General features: G+C 32.9%; 3 protein-coding genes and 1 pseudogene. 3 read left to right on the top strand and 1 reads right to left on the bottom strand.

Annotated elements, in window-relative coordinates:
• Positions 1 to 661 (top strand): MFS transporter (locus ABE34_RS20585; RefSeq protein WP_197144319.1); only part of this gene is annotated, 661 nt, incomplete at its 5' end.
• 185 nt (positions 662 to 846) lie between these two features.
• Here the strand turns inward: ABE34_RS20585 and ABE34_RS25545 are convergent.
• The gene (locus ABE34_RS25545) at positions 847 to 978 is read right to left on the bottom strand and encodes a hypothetical protein (RefSeq protein WP_276569522.1); all 132 of its coding nucleotides are present in this window, start codon (positions 976 to 978) and stop codon (positions 847 to 849) included.
• A 182-nt stretch (positions 979 to 1,160) separates the two neighbouring features.
• Here ABE34_RS25545 and ABE34_RS20580 point away from each other — a divergent pair, with 182 nt between their 5' ends.
• Both ABE34_RS20580 and ABE34_RS20575 read left to right on the top strand, forming a co-directional pair.
• A complete protein-coding gene (locus ABE34_RS20580; RefSeq protein ID WP_197144318.1) occupies positions 1,161 to 1,505 on the top strand; it encodes a hypothetical protein in 345 nt (114 codons plus the stop codon).
• A gap of 1,058 nt (positions 1,506 to 2,563) precedes the next feature.
• Positions 2,564 to 3,359, top strand: a pseudogene (locus ABE34_RS20575) (M15 family metallopeptidase); the annotation flags it as partial.

Here is a 3,359-nt window from a genome sequence, read left to right as displayed (position 1 = left end):
CCTTTTTATTATGTTACGTCCGGATCCATTAGAAATAGCGAAAATGATTGAAGCGCAAAAACCAGAAAATGAGCATGGAAATAAGACAGAATCTTTACATAAAAAAGCTCTCAATAAAAGGGGCCTTACAGTCGGTGCAACGGTGATGGTACTTACGCAAATTGTAATGGTTGCTATCATGACAATGACACCTGTACATATGAAACATCATGGCCAAGGTTTATCGGAGGTTGGACTTGTTATAGGATTTCATGTAGGTTCTATGTATCTTCCATCGCTCGTAACAGGTATTCTTGTCGATAAAATCGGACGAACAGCCATGAGTATTGCCGCAGGAGTGACTTTGTTATTTGCTGGTTTATTGGCGGCATTCGCACCGAGCGATTCTATGGTTCTATTAATTATTGCACTTTCTTTACTTGGGTTGGGCTGGAACTTTGGCTTAATTAGTGGTACTGCACAAATAGTTGATTCAACTGAGCCTTCCACTAGGGCAAAAACGCAAGGGAAAATAGATGTTTTAGTTGCACTAGCAGGCGCTTCTGGTGGTGCTCTTTCAGGGATGGTAGTAGCTAATGCGAGCTATGCGGTATTATCTTTAGCTGGAGGACTATTGTCATTAATTCTTATTCCAGTTGTTATTTGGTCAAGAAAAGCTTAAAATAAGAAAAGTTTTTAATGGTTACTAAAATAATTTCAGAACCAATGCAATCTTTTTTAAAACATGCAGTAAAATCAAGAATTTAATTTAAATAAATTTTAGGTTCTTTTGTTGGCATTCGGTACTACGAGATGTAAATCAAAAGAACCTTTTTCCTCTTAATATAAAAGCAAATAACTATGTAATTAGCTATTTGTTTTATCATCTGCTGCTGTTTGATTAGATGCCTTAATTACCTCATTAAAGGCTGCTATAATTTCCTCGATTGTATATCCCGCTTCGAGTAATTCATTAGTTATTTGTTCTAATTTGTTCATATGTTCATTCCTTGATAATTTTTAAAATCTAATTAGTCGTTATAAAATTGTAGTAATTAAATTTTTCTCGGTTCCAACAACATAAAACAAATGAAATTGGTGTAGCCTTACAGTAGTAGGCTCTTTTTTAAAAATACAGTACAATAGTGGAGCAAAACTGAAACAAACCAGGAGGAAGATTAATGTCAACAATAGAACCATGGAGACAACTAGTAGAAGTATTAAGATCTTATGAAAATGAAACATTACAATTCCAAATAGAATCAAAAGATAAATCTCTATACATGCTGCAAACAATCCCAAGTATGTGTCTCGGAGAAAATGAAGAGTTCGAAGAAATAAGTCATCTCATTGCTATATCAAGTGACGATATTAAATTTGCTCAAGTAAATATAACACTACAGAAAAAAGATATACTTAACGTTGAAAGTATTTATACTCCAGATGAAGTTGAATGGAGAAAAGATGGTTTCAAAATAGAATACAAAAATGATGTCACATTTACTTTCAATGTATTGTTAAACTAAAAAATGATTAGCGTGGGGGAACTTATTGAACACCTCTAGTTAAAAAACAAAAAGGAGTAGCATTCTCTACTCCTTTGATTTCATCACGTAATTATTTAATCCAATATATAAGAGTACCAAAACGATAATAACCAAAAAGTGTTCAGTATAGTATTAGCCTGGTTTCCAATACTAAACATGTTTCAAAATATTTTTTTAAGGAAGGATGTTTTTTTAGTGAGATTTCTTACATTGGGTGTAATAGGAGCTGTTATTTTGAGTGTAGCAAGAGGATTTCAAAATGGTACTCTTCAACAGTTCACAAAAAATATTTCGAATAAATTAAATCTACAGAGTACTCAACAACAAGCAAACCAGTCTTCACAATAAATGAATCAACCATTACAAAATACAGCCATTAACTCTTCAACTGGTAATTCATCAGAATAATAAAATGTTTACAAATAAACAATTCCTATGAATGGGAGGAGTCTGACGGAAAAAATTTATTCATCAGAATGTATTCATAGCAATTGACTCTACATATTTTTTTAGTCATAAACTTAACTCAACAGGCAAGAGACTACCTAAAACTAAAAGTGCCACAGCAGAAGATTTTTTTCATTTTTAAAATAGTTACTAAGCAACAACAATTGGAAATGTTTCGGAGTAACCAATGGCTTTAAAGGTTAACTGCGTGAATGCAGCCAAAGTATCCAGGTAACAAGTAGTAGCTAAATAATTTTAAAGCCCAGGTACTCAATTAATTTTGAGCCTGGGCATTTGTGTTTGGAGTTGTTTCCTAAGCTTTTTTGAGGTTGTAACTGAAAGAAAAGTTATGAATATAGCATTGGTTTTTTATGTATCTAAAATATTCCTTTGTTGACGTTTGGTAGGGTACGTCGTCGTCATAAATATCGCAGAGGTCCATTGTGCATCAGATAGTAAAACAAAATAGTTAAGATAGCTTCATATTTTAAGTAAGTAATTTAAGAAAAACTTAAGATTCATCCTACTTTTTTCTTAATTATTTTTACTTATAATCTTTTAAGTAAAGAAGATTAAGGGAGAAGTTTAGAGTGAAAAAGTGGGGCTTTTTATTAATTTTTTCAATATGTTTGGGTGTGACAGCCTTTAAGATAGTACCATTCTTTCAAGATGAAAAAGGTGTAATAGGAAATGCCTATAATGAGAATGGTGTAGTGGAGGGAAAGTTGTCTTCTGGAAATATAAAAAAAGTAGAAATTCCAGTAGAACAAATTTATCAAGGAAATTTACTTTTGGTCAACAGTAAGCACCCAGTTCACAATGAAAGTATAAAATCAGATGTCATCAATTTAAATGTTCGCAAAGAATTGGTAAAAGGAACAGATTGTTTAATAGCGAAACATATTTATCAGAAGATATAGCAAGGAAATTTTCGGATATGGTTCTTGATGCGAAAGAAGATGAAGTTTCTAGTTTTTTAATTACAAGTGGTTTTCGAGGATTTGATGAGCAATCTAAACTTTATAAAGAAATGGGTTCCATTCGTGCCTTGCCAGCAGGTTACAGCGAACACAATTTAGGTTTATCGCTTGATGTGGGAAGTACCCAAGGGAAGATGGAGGTAGCACCTGAGGGAGAGTGGATTGCAGAGAACGCTTGGAAATACGGGTTTACTCTACGTTATCCAGAGGATAAAACGGACATAACGGGAATTATGAATGAACCATGGCATATTCGCTATGTCGGTTTACCACATAGTGCGATTATGAAAGAAAAGAATTTTGTGTTAGAGGAATATTTAGACTATCTAAAAGAAGAAAAACATATTTCTGCTACTGTAAATGGTCAAAAATATGAGGTCTTTTATTATCCTGTTACTGAAAATAC

The sequence above is a fragment of the Lysinibacillus sphaericus genome (genome assembly GCF_015844675.1).
Classification (GTDB): domain Bacteria; phylum Bacillota; class Bacilli; order Bacillales_A; family Planococcaceae; genus Lysinibacillus; species Lysinibacillus sphaericus_E.
This window is presented reverse-complemented; position numbering and strand designations above follow the sequence as displayed.

Excerpts from the sequence above, each read along its gene's own strand:
- ABE34_RS25545 (WP_276569522.1), bottom strand. The coding sequence starts at position 978 with ATGAACAAATTAGAACAAATAACTAATGAATTACTCGAAGCGGGATAT.
- ABE34_RS20580 (WP_197144318.1), top strand. The coding sequence starts at position 1,161 with ATGTCAACAATAGAACCATGGAGACAACTAGTAGAAGTATTAAGATCT.